Annotated in this window: 12 protein-coding genes; 6 read left to right on the plus strand and 6 right to left on the minus strand. The window is 68.4% G+C overall.

Features of this window, described 5'->3' with window-relative positions:
* Positions 1 to 34 precede the first annotated feature (34 nt).
* Positions 35 to 394 carry a hypothetical protein gene (locus A5650_RS27195; protein WP_082950889.1) on the plus strand — a complete coding sequence of 120 codons (360 nt, stop codon included), beginning with the start codon at positions 35 to 37 and terminating at the stop codon, positions 392 to 394.
* A gap of 90 nt (positions 395 to 484) precedes the next feature.
* Complete coding sequence (locus tag A5650_RS21440) at positions 485 to 895, plus strand: hypothetical protein (protein WP_082950880.1); 411 nt, start codon at positions 485 to 487, stop codon at positions 893 to 895.
* Between the two features lie 3 nt (positions 896 to 898).
* Here A5650_RS21440 and coaA read toward each other — a convergent pair whose 3' ends face one another.
* Positions 899 to 1,852, minus strand: coding sequence for a type I pantothenate kinase (coaA, locus tag A5650_RS21445; RefSeq protein ID WP_067089131.1), 954 nt, complete (start codon positions 1,850 to 1,852; stop codon positions 899 to 901).
* A gap of 30 nt (positions 1,853 to 1,882) precedes the next feature.
* Between coaA and A5650_RS21450 the strand changes: the two genes are divergently transcribed.
* The 4 genes from A5650_RS21450 to phoH2 all read left to right on the plus strand — a co-directional run bounded on the left by A5650_RS21450 (position 1,883) and on the right by phoH2 (position 7,017).
* Entirely contained in the window at positions 1,883 to 3,094 is a 1,212-nt protein-coding gene (locus tag A5650_RS21450) for a DUF885 domain-containing protein (RefSeq protein ID WP_067296709.1), read from the plus strand.
* A gap of 23 nt (positions 3,095 to 3,117) precedes the next feature.
* Positions 3,118 to 4,596, plus strand: a complete 1,479-nt coding sequence (locus A5650_RS21455; protein ID WP_067296417.1) for a glycine hydroxymethyltransferase — start codon at positions 3,118 to 3,120, stop codon at positions 4,594 to 4,596.
* A 60-nt stretch (positions 4,597 to 4,656) separates the two neighbouring features.
* The gene (locus A5650_RS21460; RefSeq protein ID WP_067296420.1) at positions 4,657 to 5,484 is read left to right on the plus strand and encodes an acyl-ACP desaturase; all 828 of its coding nucleotides are present in this window, start codon (positions 4,657 to 4,659) and stop codon (positions 5,482 to 5,484) included.
* A gap of 219 nt (positions 5,485 to 5,703) precedes the next feature.
* Positions 5,704 to 7,017 (plus strand): RNA 5'-3' helicase PhoH2, encoded by a 1,314-nt coding sequence (gene phoH2 / locus A5650_RS21465; RefSeq protein ID WP_067296423.1) that lies wholly within the window; start codon positions 5,704 to 5,706, stop codon positions 7,015 to 7,017.
* On the opposite strand, the gene A5650_RS26545 is transcribed toward phoH2, so the two are convergent.
* From A5650_RS26545 to A5650_RS21480, 5 genes are all read right to left on the minus strand, one after another.
* A complete protein-coding gene (locus A5650_RS26545) occupies positions 6,955 to 7,233 on the minus strand; it encodes a hypothetical protein (protein WP_353615194.1) in 279 nt (92 codons plus the stop codon). The genes phoH2 and A5650_RS26545 overlap by 63 nt on opposite strands.
* Before the next feature lie 83 nt (positions 7,234 to 7,316).
* Positions 7,317 to 10,109 (minus strand): helix-turn-helix transcriptional regulator, encoded by a 2,793-nt coding sequence (locus tag A5650_RS21470; protein ID WP_067296434.1) that lies wholly within the window; start codon positions 10,107 to 10,109, stop codon positions 7,317 to 7,319.
* 40 nt (positions 10,110 to 10,149) lie between these two features.
* On the minus strand, positions 10,150 to 12,327 hold the full coding sequence (locus A5650_RS21475; protein WP_231992708.1) for a helix-turn-helix transcriptional regulator: 2,178 nt from the start codon (positions 12,325 to 12,327) through the stop codon (positions 10,150 to 10,152).
* Entirely contained in the window at positions 12,324 to 12,884 is a 561-nt protein-coding gene (locus A5650_RS27425) for an ATP-binding protein (RefSeq protein ID WP_231992710.1), read from the minus strand. The genes A5650_RS21475 and A5650_RS27425 overlap by 4 nt, the downstream gene beginning before the upstream one ends.
* A gap of 34 nt (positions 12,885 to 12,918) precedes the next feature.
* On the minus strand, positions 12,919 to 14,343 hold the full coding sequence (locus A5650_RS21480; RefSeq protein WP_067296435.1) for a class II fumarate hydratase: 1,425 nt from the start codon (positions 14,341 to 14,343) through the stop codon (positions 12,919 to 12,921).
* Positions 14,344 to 14,357: the final 14 nt, after the last annotated feature.

The raw sequence follows: 14,357 nt of genomic DNA on the forward strand, positions 1-14,357 counted from the left end.
CGCCGACGACGGCGATCTCGGGGCCGACTCCCTACTGCGTTTCGCGTTGCGCGCCGACGCGACCCTGTGCGGCGGCCTCGGGCTGATCATCGTGATGGCCGCCGACCCGCTCTCCCGAGTGAGCGGTCTGTCGGCCACCAGCGAGTGGATCGCCGGCGCCGCGCTCGTCGGCTACGGTCTCGCGCTCTTCTTGGCCGCCGGGGTGCCCGATGTCCGGCGCGTCGGCGTCGGCGTGCTCGCGGGCAACATCGCGTTCGCGGTCGTCGTGAGCGCGGTACTGGTGGCCGGCCTGCTGCCGCTGACCGAATTCGGCGTCGTTTGCATCGCCGCGTTCACCGTCGCGACCGTCGCGTTCGCATGGGCCCAGTACCTCGGGATCCGTCGCCTGACGTGATCCCCATATGACTGGTCCGGAGCCGCCGTCGTCAGAGGTTGCGGCGTCGGCTCCGGAACGGTCCCTTCTCCCCACCAGAAAGGAAATACGATGACCGCTATCTCCACGCCAAGACTGCGCGAGTCCAACGACTCGTTCCTGCGTTTCGCATTGCGGGCTGACGCGATCGCCAGCGGGCTCATGGGCCTGGCCGGTGTCGTGTTGGCGGGGTGGCTGGCCGAGATCTCAGGAACGTCGATCGCATTCGAGTACGCGGTGGGCGCGGTCTTCATCGCGTTCGCGATCGGTGTGTTCGCATTCGCCGCCATGCCGTCGGTGAAAGCCACCGGCATCGTGATCGCGATCGGAAACGTGGCGTACACCGTCGCCACCGTCGTGTTCGTCCTGGCCGACGTCTTCCCGCTGACGACCACCGGAGTCGTGCTGACCCTGGCGACCGGCGTCTACACGTTGGTGATGGCCGAACTGCAATACCAGGGCATCCGCCGCATCAACCGGTGACGGCTACAGCTTGCGCAGGCGCAACCGGTTGATCGAGTGGTCGGCGTCCTTGCGCAGGACCAGCGTCGCCCGCGGCCGCGTCGGCAGGATGTTCTCGATCAGGTTGGGGCGGTTGATCGAATGCCAGATGTCGCGGGCGGCGAACACGGCCTGCTCATCGGTGAGCGTGGCGTAGTGGTGAAAGTGCGAGGCCGGGTCGGCGAACGCCGTCGTGCGCAAGCCGAGGAACCGATCGATGTACCACTGCTCGATGTCGTCGATGCGGGCGTCGACGTAGACCGAGAAGTCGAACAGGTCGGACACCATCAACGTCGGTCCGGTCTGCAGCACGTTGAGGCCCTCGAGGATCAGGATGTCCGGATGCCGCACGATCTGCTTCTCGCCGGGCACGATGTCGTAGAGCAGATGCGAGTAGACCGGCGCACATGCGTATTCCGCACCTGACTTGACCGTCGTGACGAACCGCATCAACGCGCGGCGGTCGTAGCTCTCGGGAAAACCCTTGCGACCCATCAAATTCCGACGCACCAGCTCGGCGTTGGGGTAAAGGAACCCGTCGGTGGTCACCAGGTCGACGCGCGGGTGATGTTCCCAGCGCGCCAGAAGTGCCTGCAGCACACGGGCGGTCGTGGATTTGCCGACCGCGACGCTGCCCGCGACGCCGATCACGAACGGCACCGGCCGGTCGGGGTTCTGCGCCGACTCGCCATTACCGTCACCGCCCAGGAACTCGGCGGTGGTCGCGAACAACCGCTGGCGCGCGGCGACCTGCAGATGGATCAGCCGGGCCAGCGGCAGGTACACCTCTTCGACTTCGAGCAGATCGATCTTCTCGCCGATGCCGCGCAGCTTTTTCAGCTCGTCCTCGGTCAGTTTGAGCGGGGTCGACATGCGGAGATTCCGCCACTGACTCCGGTCGAACTCCACGTATGGGCTGGGTTCGCTCAGCCGCGCCATGCGCCCAGTGTTGCATTTACGGTTGTGAACATGGACGCCAGCACCTCAGATTTGTTGGTTCGCGAGTATCTGCTGCTCGGTCTGCGCTTCGACCGGGTGGAGGAGGGTTACGTCGACTCGTTCACCGGCGATCCGGCGCTGCGCCGCGCCGTCGCCGCCGAACCGCCGCCCGATCCCGCGGAACTGGCCCGACAGTCCGAACGGCTGCTCGGCGAGGTGACCTCGGTCGACGGGCTGGAGCAGCCGCGCAAGGACTACATCGGCGCGCACCTGCGAGCACTGGCGTGCGCGGGCCGCAAGTTCGCCGGTGACCAGGTCCGCTTCGTCGACGAGGTCGAGGCGTACTTCGACGTGCACATCGGCAAGGGTGAGCAGGAGCGCTATCGCCAGGCCCACCGCCAGCTCGACGAGGTGCTGGACGGGTCCGGTCCGCTTGCCGACCGGATGCAGGCCTACCGCGCGGCCGAGGAGATCCCGCCGGCGCGCCTGGAGGAATGCATTCACGCGTTCTCCAGCGCGCTTCGCGACCGCGTGCGCGCCGAGTACCCGCTGCCCGACGCGGAGACCATCACGTACGAGGTGGTCACCGACAAGCCGTGGTCGGGGTTCAACTACTACCACGGGGACTACAAGTCGACCGTCGCCGTCAACGCCGACCTCAAACAGCAGATGTCGAACCTGCCGCGGTTGGTCGCTCATGAGTCGTACCCGGGCCACCACACCGAGCACTGCCGCAAGGAGGTCGGCCTGGTCGAGGGCAGGGGACAGGCCGAGCAGACAATCTTCCTGGTCAACACCCCGCAATGCCTGATGGCCGAGGGCCTTGCCGACTTGGCGCTGTACGCGGCGGTCGGCCCCGACTGGGGTGCCTGGGCGAGCGAGATCTACGCCGACCTGGGACTGCGGTTCGACGGTGAACGTGCCCAGGCGGTTGCGGAGGCGACGGCCACGCTGGCCGAGGTGCGCCAGGACGCGGCGCTGATGCTGCACGACGAGCACCGCGGCGTCGACGACGTCGTCGCGTTCCTCAAGCGGTGGCTGCTGGTGAACGACCAGCGCGCCCGCCAGATGCTGCGCTTCCTTTCGTCGCCGCTGTGGCGCGCCTACACCAGCACCTACGTCGAGGGATACCGCCTGCTGCGGGGCTGGCTGGACGCCAGGCCCGCCGACGTCGGCCTGACCCAGCGGTTCGGCACCCTGCTCGACGAACCGTTGATCCCGTCGGCCCTGCGGGCGGCCTGAGGCGCCCGACTAGGCTGAACCCCATGACTGCAGACCCCGTGACCTCCAACGGTGCCGCTCCCGGCGCGGAGTACGCCGAGACCGCGAGCGCCGCCTACCGGGCCGCGTTGCAGGTGATCGAGTCGGTCGAACCGCGCATCGCGGCGGCGACGCGCAAAGAGCTTGCCGATCAACGGGATTCGCTCAAGTTGATCGCCAGCGAGAACTACGCCTCGCCCGCGGTGCTGCTGACAATGGGCACGTGGTTCTCCGACAAGTACGCCGAGGGCACGATCGGACACCGGTTCTACGCGGGCTGCCAGAACGTCGACACTGTCGAGAGCATCGCCGCCGAGCATGCCCGCGAGCTGTTCGGGGTGCCGTACGCCTACGTGCAACCGCACTCCGGCATCGACGCCAATCTGGTCGCCTTCTGGGCGATCCTGGCCACCCGCATAGAAGGTCCTGGACTCGCGGCCCTCAATGCCAAGCACGTCAACGACTTGTCCGAGGCGGACTGGGAGAAGCTGCGTAACCAGCTCGGCAACCAGCGGCTGCTGGGGATGTCGCTGGACGCGGGCGGTCACCTCACTCACGGCTTCCGGCCCAACATCTCCGGCAAGATGTTCCACCAGCGCAGCTACGGCACCGACCCGAACACCGGGTTCCTCGACTACAAAGCCGTGGCCGAGGCCGCCCGCGAGTTCAAGCCGCTGATCATCGTGGCGGGCTACTCGGCCTACCCGCGGCGGGTCAACTTCGCCACGATGCGCGAAATCGCCGACGAGGTCGGCGCGACGCTGATGGTCGACATGGCGCACTTCGCGGGGCTGGTCGCGGGCAAGGTGTTCACCGGCGACGAGGACCCGGTGCCACATGCCCACGTCACCACCACGACGACCCACAAGTCGCTGCGCGGGCCGCGCGGCGGGATGGTGCTCGCCCAGCCCGAGTACTCCGACGCTGTCGACAAGGGCTGCCCCATGGTGCTGGGGGGACCGCTGTCGCACGTCATGGCCGCCAAGGCCGTCGCGCTCGCCGAGGCCCGCCAGCCCGCCTTCCAGGCGTACGCCCAGCGCGTCGCCGACAACGCCCAGGCCCTGGCCGACGGGTTCCTCAAGCGCGACGCCGGGCTGGTCACCGGCGGCACCGACAACCACATCGTGCTGCTCGACGTGACCTCGTTCGGCCTGACCGGCCGTCAGGCCGAGTCGGCGCTGCTCGACGCAGGCATCGTCACCAACCGCAACTCGGTGCCCGCGGACCCGAACGGCGCCTGGTACACCAGCGGGATTCGGCTGGGCACCCCCGCGCTGACCACCCGGGGATTCGGCGCGGACGACTTCGACCGTGTGGCCGAGCTCATCGTCGACGTGCTGTCCAACACTCAACCTTCTGCTGCTGCCGCAGGGGGAGTGTCGAAGGCGAAGTACACGCTGGCCGACGGCACCGCCGAGCGTGTGCACGCCGCCTCGGCCGAGCTGCTGGACGCGAACCCCCTGTATCCGGGGCTGACGCTCTAGCTCACGCGGCACGCTGGCGGGAATTTTACGATTCCCACAGAATTGGGTTACTGTAACTGCATGGCACAGAAACCTGTACCGAATGCGCTGATCCTCGAACTCGAGCCGGTCGTGCAGCAGGAGCTGCGTCGTCACGTCGACTCCGAGGACGTCTGGTACGCGCACGACTACGTCCCCTTCGACCAGGGCGAGAACTTCGCCTTCCTGGGCGGTAAAGACTGGGATCCGTCGCAGGTGACCCTGCCCAACGACGTCACCGATGCGCTCGAGATCCTGCTCATCACCAAGGACAACCTCGCCAGCTTCCACCGCGAGTTCGTCTTCAGCTTCATCCTCGAGGAGAAGTGGGGCCGTTGGATCGGCCGGTGGACCGCCGAGGAGCACCTGCACGCGATCGCGCTGCGCAACTACCTCGTCGTCACCCGTGAGATCGACCCGGCCGCGAACGAGGACGTTCGCGTCGAACACGTGATGAAGGGCTACCGCGCCGACACGTACAGCCAAATCGAGCGGCTGGTGTTCATGGCGTTCTTCGAACGCTCCCACGCCGTGTTCTGCCGCAACCTCGAGGCGAAGATCACCGAGCCGGTTCTCAGAGGCCTTATCGGGCGCATCGCCAAGGACGAGGAGCGGCACGAGGAGTTCTTCGCCAACCTCGTCTCGCACCTGCTGTCGACGAGCCGCGACGAGACCGTCGAGGCCATCGCACGGCGCGCGGGCGAACTCTTCGTCGTCGGCGGCGACATCGACGTCTACGCGGACAAGGTGCGGCATGTCGACGAGGCCGGGATCTTCGGCTCGGAGCAGGTGCGCCAGGTAACCGCCGACCGGATCGCCGCGTGGGGTCTGGCCGACGAGCCGAAACTGCGCGAGTTCACCTCCGCGTAACCGGGCGCTCATCGCCGCAGGCGAGCAGCCGCGACACTACGGCGCGCCTGCACGGCGCATGTGCCGCAACGGGAGTAGCGTCATTTGCGATGGCTAGCGACGTGCTTTGCTGTCCGGGCGGTACCCGATCGTTGCGATCACGAGAGGGCCGGCCCCGGCCCTGGTGCCGCAGTGTCCGCCGACGGTTCGCGGGGGACCCGCGGATAGCAGGAGCGCTACGTGATCGATTCGCCTCTCCGGACCTACGTGCTCGACACCTCCGTGCTGTTGTCAGATCCCTGGGCCTGCACGCGCTTTGCCGAGCACGAGGTCGTGGTTCCGCTGGTGGTGATCAGCGAACTCGAAGCCAAGCGGCACCATCCTGAGCTCGGCTGGTTCGCGCGTCAGGCCCTGCGGCTGTTCGACGATCTACGGCTCGAACACGGTCGGCTCGATCAGCCGATTCTCGTTGGGACACAAGGCGGCTCGCTGCACGTCGAGCTGAACCACAGCGACCCGTCGGTGCTTCCCGCCGGCTTCCGCAACGACAGCAACGACGCGCGGATCCTCACCGTCGCGGCCAATCTCGCCGCCGAGGGCAAGCATGTCACGCTGGTCAGCAAGGACATTCCGTTGCGCGTCAAGGCCGGTGCCGTCGGGTTGTCGGCCGACGAGTATCACGCCCAGGACGTCATCACGTCGGGGTGGACGGGCATGACCGAGGTGGAGGTCGTGGCTGACGACATCGACGCGTTGTTCGCCGAGGGTGAGATCGATCTCGAGGCCGCTCGAAACCTGCCCTGCCACACCGGAATTAGGCTGCTCGGCGGCACGTCGCACGCGCTGGGCCGGGTGACGCCGGAGAAGCGGGTGCAGTTGGTGCGCGGCGACCGGGAGGCGTTCGGGTTGCGCGGGCGTTCCGCCGAACAACGCGTGGCGCTGGACCTGCTGCTCGACGAGTCCGTCGGCATCGTCTCGCTCGGCGGCAAGGCGGGCACCGGCAAGTCGGCGCTGGCGCTGTGCGCGGGGTTGGAGGCGGTGCTGGAGCGTCGAACCCAACGCAAGGTCGTGGTGTTCCGTCCGCTGTATGCGGTCGGCGGGCAGGATCTCGGCTATCTGCCCGGCAGCGAGAGCGACAAGATGGGGCCCTGGGCGCAGGCGGTCTTCGACACCCTGGAAGGACTGGCCAGCCCGGCGGTGCTCGAGGAGGTGCTCTCGCGCGGAATGCTCGAGGTGTTGCCGCTGACCCACATCCGGGGCCGTTCGCTGCACGACTCGTTCGTGATCGTCGACGAGGCCCAGTCGCTGGAACGCAACGTGCTGCTCACCGTGCTGTCGCGGCTGGGCGCCGGCTCACGCGTCGTGCTCACCCACGATGTCGCCCAGCGCGACAACCTGCGCGTCGGCAGACATGACGGCGTGGCGGCAGTGATCGAGAAGCTCAAGGGCCACCCGTTGTTCGCCCACATCACGCTGCTGCGCAGCGAGCGCTCACCGATCGCCGCGTTGGTCACCGAGATGCTCGAGGAGATCAGCCCCGGCGCGTTGCCCTGACGGCTGGCGACGACGGTTGCTGCGGACCAGGTACCACCCCGCGGCAGCAGCACCGCCGAGCGCCACCATCCGATCGGCGCGGTCGCGTGGCAGGTCGAGCAGCGAAATTAGGCCCAGCACCGCGAATCCGGTGCCCAAGGCGGGCTGGCTGGTGGCCGTCGTCACCAGGGCGGTGCCGTGGTCGGTCAGGGTCGCGGAAGCTTGGTCGAGACGCACCGGTTCTCCAGTCGATGGCGGGTGGCAGGACAGCGATTTCGACGCTAGGTCCTGCGACCGGACGGAGGGAATAGGGTGTTTCCCTACGGCTGGTCCCCTGCAGGCGGCCCGCTCGGGCGCCCGATGTGCCGACCCAGCTCGGCTCGGGATTTGATACCCAGCTTGCGGTAGATGCGCGCGAGGTTGGCCTCGACGGTCTTGGGGCTGATGTACAGCTCCGCCGCGACGTCGCGGTTCTTCATCCCGGATGCGACGAGCTCCGCAACCCGCTGCTCGGAGGGCGTCAGCTCGCCGGTGCGTTGCGGCCCGACGTTCGCGCGCGAGAGCTCGGCACGAGCCCGCGCCGCCCACAAGGGGATGTTGAGGCGTTCGAAGAGCTGCAACGCCTCCTGAAGGTGGGCCGACGCCGATTCCTTCTTGCGCTGGCGGCGTTCGATCTGGCCGAGGATCAACAGCGTTCGCCCGCGCTCGAAGGGCATCGGCAGCCCCCGATGTGACGCGATCGCCCGCTGCGCCGCCTCGCGGGCGCCGTCGAGGTCGCCGAGCGCTTCGAGCAGCATCGCGCGTGACCGCGCGCCCACCGCGAGCATCCATTCCCGGTTCAGCCGGCGACCGTTTTTCTCCAGCGCCGCGGTCAGCCGCTCGGCGTCGGCGCGGCGGTCCAGGTGTATCAGTGCCTCGATCGCATCCGGCAGATAGCCGGCATTGGGCAGTTCGGTGGGTGTTCGGTCGGGGTCGAACTCCGAGAGCATGGGCTGGAGCGCGGCCGCCGCGGCCTCGTAGTTGCCGAGCGACACCTCGAGGAACGCCAGGGTGGCCCGGACTCGCTCGGCCATGCGGAATGTGCCGGTGGCCCTTGCGCATTCGAGCGCATCCTCGATCGCCTGGCGGGCGGCGGCCTCCTGCCCGGCGAACGCCGTCAACTGTGCCCGCAGGCTCTGGGTCAAGAACATCGCGGTGTTGCCGCCCAGTTGGCGGGCCTTGTCGAGGGCATCCTCGGCGACCAGGTTGGCCGTGACGAAGTCACCGCGCGCGATCGCGTTCGTCACGACGTGCTGGGAGACGAACACGTGCTCGCCCTCCTCGCCCTTCTCCAGGCACCGCGCGCGTATCTTCTCGACGACCCCGCGCGCTTCGTCGAGCCTGCCGGTCCACTCCAGCAGCAGAGCGTGCTGCATGGTGGGCCGGAACACCAACGGTGCGTACGTCTCGGAATCCTCCAATCGCAGCGCTCGCTGCAACGCCTCCTCGTCGTAGCCCTGCCCGGCGGCGAACCGCAGGATGACCAGCATCCCGAGCGACATGCTGAGCAGGTGCGGGTGGTCCAGGCGCTCGGCGCGCGCGACGGCCTCCGCCGCGGTCTCCAGCCCCTGCTGCAGTTGATTTGCGTGAAACAGTGTGTAGGCCAACGTGATCAGGATCTGCACGCGCAGTGCCTGGTTGTCGTGTACCTCATCGAGCGCCTCACGCAACAGCCGCGCACTTTCGATGAAGCCGGCCCCGTACAGTCGAACGACCGCCAGCCTGCTCAGCGCCTCCGCACGCAGCGCGCCCGTCGGCAGACTTTCGATGGCCTCCTCCAGCACCGCCGCCGCCCGCTCCTGATCGCCGGCGTCGAAATGGTGCAGCGCCGAACGCAACCGCCGTTCCGCGGTATCGCCGCCCAGGCCGATCGCCAGGTCCACCAGTTCGGCGGCGGCGGCGGGCGCGCCACGCACCCGCGCCGATTCCGCGGCCGTGTCGAGCGCGGCAAGGGTGAGATCGTCGCCCTTGGTGGTGGCCAGCGCCAGATGCCGTGCCCGCAGCTCGGGTTCGTCGACGATCTCGGCGAGCCGGCGGTGCATCGCGCGGCGGCGGCCGGGCGACGCCTGAGAATAGACGCCGCTGGCCAACAGCGGATGGGAGAACCGGATCCGGTTGCCGTCGATCGCGATGATGCCCTTGCTCTCGGCGATCTCGAGCAGTTCGACCAACCGGTCCTCGTCGCCGGTCGTCGCATTCGACACCAGCTCGACCGTCGGGACGGCGAGGCACGATGCGGCCAACAGCGCGTCGTGGACGTCCGTGTCGAGGCTGCCCAACCGGGTTCGCACGACGTCGGTCAGGGTGCGAGGCAGCGACGCGTCCATTCCCGGTGCCCGCTCATCGAGTGAACGCGCCAATTCGATGGCATAGAACGGGTTTCCGCCCGAAACCTGATGGATCCGGCCGATGGTCGGACGCGAGAAGGGCCGCCGCAGCCGTGCTGAGACGGCGCGATGCAGATCCTGCACGTTCAACGGGCTCAATCGGATTCGGCGCACAGCGTCGGGCCGGGACAACTCGAGCCAGTCGTCGCCGGCGCCGTCGCCGACCTCGGCGCGCAGGCTGGCCAGCAGCCCGATGCGACCGGTGAGCCGTCGTACCGCGAACGCGATGACGTGCCTGCTCGAGGGGTCGAGCCACTGCAGGTCGTCGATCGCCAGCAGCACGGGACGGTCCTCGCTGAGTCGTTCCACCACCGCGAGGAACGCGGCGGCCACCGCGCGCTGGTCGGTCACCGCATCGTTGTCGGCCCGCAGGAGCACCTGGTCCACCGCGAGGAGTTGCGGCGTCGGCAGGTCGGCCCACGTGCGCGGGTCGGCTTCCTCGAGAAGATCGGCCAGCGCGGTATAGGCGAGCACCGACTCGGCCGCCGCCGGTCGAGTCGAGAGCACGTGAAAGCCACGCTGCTGAGCCTGCTCTACGACGGCCAGCCACAGTGTCGTCTTGCCGATACCGGCTTCCCCGTCGATCACTAACGCCGAGGGGCCGAGCGCCATGGAGTCCAGGAAGGCCGCGATGGCGCGCTGATGTGTCGACTGGCCGATCACAGTGTGTCCCGTGTCCCCTGGCACCTACTCACAATTGCAGCTGAGCCTTAACCGGTCGACCCGTCTATACCCCTTGGCGGCCCCGCTGACCCATCGTGCGGGTCAGCTCGGCTCGGGAGTGGATGCCGAGCTTGCGGTACACCCGCGCGAGGGTGGCCTCGACGGTCTTTGCGCTGAGAAACAATTCACCCGCCACGTCACGGTTTGTCAGGCGGGCGGCCGCGAGTTCGGCGATGCGCAGTTCGGCCGCGGTCAGGGCGGCCGGCGCCGATGCGGCGGACCGGAGCCCATCGCGTGCGGACCTGGCGCGTTCCGCCCACACCGGCGTGCCCAGGCCGTCGAACGTGGCCAGCGCTTCGTTCAGGGTCGCCGCGGCGTCCGGCTCGCGAAGCCGGGCCTGCAACTGCCCGAGCAGCAGTTGGGTCCGCGCGCGTTCGAACGGCATCGCCAGCCGGGCGTGGTCGTCCAATGCCCGGCGCGCGCAGGCCACAGCCTCGTGGAGATCGCCCGCGGCGGCGTGCAGCATCGCCCGGCAGCGGCCGCCGACCGACAGCATCCACGCTCGATTGAGGCGACGGCCGTTGCGTTCCAATGCAGCCACCAGCGGTTCGGCCGCGGTCGTGCGGCCCAGCTCCACCAGCGCCTCGACCGCGTCCGGTACGAACGCAGCGGCCTGGATCTCGGTGCACTCCGGCGAGAGGCGCGACACGAGCGGTTCGAGGAAGTCCATCGCCGCTCCGTAGTTTCCGAGCGAGACCTCCAAGAACCCCAGCGCCGTCAGCGTCCAATCCTCGTGCCATGCGGTGCCGCTGCGCCGGCAGGCATCGATCGCGTCCGCCGCGGACAGCCTGGCCCGATTCTCGGCGCCGTCGTATGCGGCCAGCCAGGCCTGCAATACCAGGTTCAGCATCGCCGGGAACTCGCCGCCCAGTTGCCTTGCCAGATCGGTGATTTCGCGGGCCAGCCGTTTGGCCTCGGCAAGGTCGGCCCGCCAGATCCGGGTCAAGGCGACGTAGAATTCGATAAAGACCACCTCGCCCTCGGCACCCCTGTCGGTGCAGCGGCGCGAGATCTCCTTCATGCGCTCGTACGCGGTGTCGAGGTCCCCGATGCAGGCCAGCATCAGCGCGTGTTCGACGCTGGGCCGCAACATGATCGGGGTGAAGGTCTCGGTGTCTTCGAGTTCGAGCGCGCGGCGGATGTTCTCCTCGTCCAACCCGCCACCGAGAAAGAACCCCATCGTCGCCCGCACCCCGAGAGCCAGGCTGAGCAGACCGGGAATGCCGAGCTCTTCGGCGCACCCCACGGACTCCTCGGCGCGGCGTCGACCGGCGACCGGGTCGCCGGTCATGAACAACCCGTACGCCAGCGTGGTGAGCATGATCGTCTTCGGCGGGCCGTCCGGATCGTCCTCGTCGAGCGCGGTCGCCAGCAGCTCCACCGCTTCGGTGTAGCCGTCGTCGATGAATCGCACCACCGCCAGCATGTGCCGCGCCTCCGCGCGCAGCGGTCCAGGCGCAAGCCCGGCGACGACGCCCTCCAGCAGGGCGCGGGCCCTGGGCGGATCTCCGCCGTCAAAGCAGTACGCCGCCAATCGCATCCGCCGTTCGGGGGTGTCGCCGCCGAGCGAGATGGCGAGGTCGATGAGCTCTGCCGCGGCGGCCGGGGCGCCGCGCGCATGGGCGGTCGCGGCCGCTCGCTCGAGCGAGGCGACCGTCTCCCGATGGCCGGCGGAGCCGTCGGTGGTCGCGGCGAGGGCGAGATGGCGCGCCTGCAACTCGGGCTCGTCGACGACTACGGCAAGCTTGTTGTGCATACGCCTGCGCTCGTCGGCGGAGACTCCGGTGTACACGCCGGTTGCCAACAGGGGGTGCGAAAAGCGGATCCGGCTGCCGTCGATGAGGACGACGCCGTACTGCTCGGCGGCCTCGAGCAGTTCGACCGCGTGCTCATGTTCGGCATCGATCGCGGCGGCCACCAGGTCGACGGTCGGTTCGGCGGCGGAGGCGGCAGCCAGCAGCGCGCGCATGGTCTCGGCGGTCAGCCCGCTCAGCCGCGCCTCGACCACCGCGGCCAAGGTATTCGGTAGCGGACCGTCGGCCTTGTCATCTGCCACCTTGGCCAGTTCGATTGCGTAAAAGGGGATTCCGCCCGAGATCTGGCAGATGCGGGTCATCTTCGCCCGCGACAGCGGGCGTTCGAGATGCTGGGTGACGACGGCCTGAAGCGCGCGGGACGTCAACGGTTGCAGGGAGATTCGTTGGGTGGCATCGGGCCGCCGCAGTTGTAACCAGGCGTCGTCGGCGGTTTCGCCGTCGGTGCCAGAGTGCCGAGCACGCCGACCGGCCCGGTGAGCCGACGGGCCGTGTACGACAACACATGCGAGCTGGACGGATCGACCCACTGCACGTCGTCGATGGCCAGCACCAGCGGCTGTCGAGCGGCCAGCTTCTCGACGATCGACAGGAACGCCGCCGCGACAGCGCGTTGGTCGGTGGCTGCGCCGTCGGCGCGGTCGGCCCGCCGGATCCGTTCGACGGCGCCGCGCTGGGCGGCCGGCAGATCACCGAACTCGGCGGTATCGACGTCGGCGAGCAGCGCGGTCAACGTGGCGTAGGCGAGCACCGACTGGGCGCCGGCGTTGCGGGCCGACAGCACGCGGAAACCGCGCCGGCCGGCGCGTTCGAGCGCCGCCTGCCACAGCGTGGTCTTGCCGATGCCGGCCTCGCCCTCGATCAGCAGGGCCGAGGGCGATTGCGATGCGGAGTCGAGGAAGTCCGCTACCGCTCTCTCCTCCACCGGGCGTTCAGCCAGGGAGGGAGAGCGAAAATCCTTAGCGCTCGTCGTCTTTCACCTTGGCCATCGCCAACACATCGAGGCGCTTGTCCAGTTCCTCCTCGGACAGCTTGTCGCCGATCAGGCCTCGATCGATGACGGTCTGACGGATGGTCTTCTTCTCCTTGAGCGCCTGCTTGGCCACCGCGGCGGCCTCCTCGTAGCCGATCGCGGAGTTGAGCGGTGTGACGATCGAGGGTGACGACTCGGCCAGCTCGCGAAGCCGGTCCTCGTTGGCCACCAGGCCGTCGATGCACCGCTCGGCGAACAACTTCGAGGAGTTCGTCAGGATCTTGAACGACTCGAGGATGTTGCGGGCCATCATCGGGATGTAGACGTTCAGCTCGAACGCACCGTTGCCGCCGCCCCACGTGATGGCGGCGTCGTTGCCGATCACCTGCGCCGCCACCTGCGTGATCGCCTCGGGGATGACGGGATTCACCTTGCCCGGCATGATCGAGCTGCCCGGCTGCAGATCCGGCAGCTGCAGCTCGCCGAGCCCGGTCAGCGGCCCGGAGCCCATCCACCGGATGTCGTTGGCGATCTTGGTGAGCGACACGGCGATCGTGCGCAGCGCGCCGGACGCCTCGACCAGTCCGTCGCGGGCCGCCTGAGCCTCGAAATGGTTGGCGGCGACCTGCAATTCGGCCAGACCGGTCTGGTCGCGCAGCACGGCGACGACGCGTTCGTCGAAGTCGTCGGGCGCGTTGAGCCCGGTGCCCACCGCGGTGCCGCCGATGGCGAGTTCACCGAGGCGGGGGAGCGTCGCCTTGACCCGTTCGATACCGGCCTCGACCTGACGGGCATAGCCGCTGAACTCCTGGCCGAGCGTCACCGGAACGGCGTCCATCAGGTGTGTGCGCCCGGACTTCACCACGGTGCGCCACTGCCGCGCCTTGGACGTCAGGGATTCGTGCAGCACCTCGAGTGCGGGAATCAGATGGCGCACAGCGGCTTCCGTCGCGGCGATGTGCGTCGCGGTGGGGAAGGTGTCGTTCGACGACTGCGACATGTTGACGTCGTCGTTGGGGTGCACGGTCACGCCGTTGCGCGCCGCGATGCCGGCGATCACCTCGTTGGTGTTCATGTTCGAGCTGGTGCCCGAGCCGGTCTGGAACACGTCGATCGGAAACTGGTCGTCGTGAAGGCCGTCGGCGATCTCACCGGCCGCGGCGATGATCGCATCGGCCTTCTCCGGTGCCAGCAGACCGAGGTCCTTGTTGACCTGTGCGCACGCGCCCTTCAGCAGGCCGAGGGCCCGGATCTGGGTGCGCTCGAGCCCGCGCCCGGAGATCGGGAAGTTCTCGACCGCGCGCTGAGTCTGCGCGCGCCACAGCGCGTTGACCGGCACCCGGACCTCGCCCATGGTGTCGTGCTCGATGCGGTACTCGGTCTCGGTTGCGCTGTCTGACTCGACGCTCATGAATGTCCTTACTT

It is taken from the genome of Mycobacterium sp. 1164985.4, from assembly GCF_001668575.1.
GTDB lineage: Bacteria > Actinomycetota > Actinomycetes > Mycobacteriales > Mycobacteriaceae > Mycobacterium.